The sequence below is a fragment of the Photorhabdus kleinii genome (assembly GCF_025384885.1).
Taxonomy (GTDB): domain Bacteria; phylum Pseudomonadota; class Gammaproteobacteria; order Enterobacterales; family Enterobacteriaceae; genus Photorhabdus; species Photorhabdus kayaii.
Window position 1 is genome coordinate 1 of record NZ_JAJAFY010000161.1, and the last position, 590, is coordinate 590.

At 56.4% G+C, this 590-nt stretch carries 1 protein-coding gene; it reads left to right on the forward strand.

Annotated features, from left to right (window positions below):
• Positions 1-590 (forward strand): hypothetical protein (locus tag LG003_RS23175; protein WP_262981783.1); only part of this gene is annotated, 590 nt, incomplete at both ends.

The window sequence follows — 590 nt, forward strand, 5'->3', positions numbered from 1 at the left end:
ATCCACAGTCAACAGATTGACCTGAGCGACAGCCAGACCGCCGCTAGCCAGATTCAACTCACCGCCGGCCAATCGGGGATAAATACCGCTCGCGCCACCGTTAACGCAAACCGTTTGACTGCGAAAACGCCGGGCCAGTTTAACAACAACGGCGGCCAGTTAGTGGCGCGGGAAATCCACCTCACGACCCCGGATATCTCTAACCTGAAAGGAAAAATTAACCAGACAGGAAGCGGTGAACTGACGCTCCATACCCGCACCCTGAATAACCGTGAAGGGACAGTGTTCAATCAAGGGAAACGGTTGATCCTCACCACAGACCAGCTCGACAACCATCAGGGCAACATTGCCAGTCAGGGCGAGGACCTGCGTCTCACTGCGCGTCACGCAGATAACACTCAGGGCACGGTGCAACTGGCGGGTAACGGGAAACTGGCACTCAACAGCCAACACTGGCTGGGCAATAAGGGCAAACTGCTCACCAACGGCGCCCTGACGATACAAGCCGGGGAACTGCAACTCAACCAGGCTGAAACTCAAGCCGGGCAGATTACCGTCAACGCGGATACCCTGAACCATCAAGGGGGTGT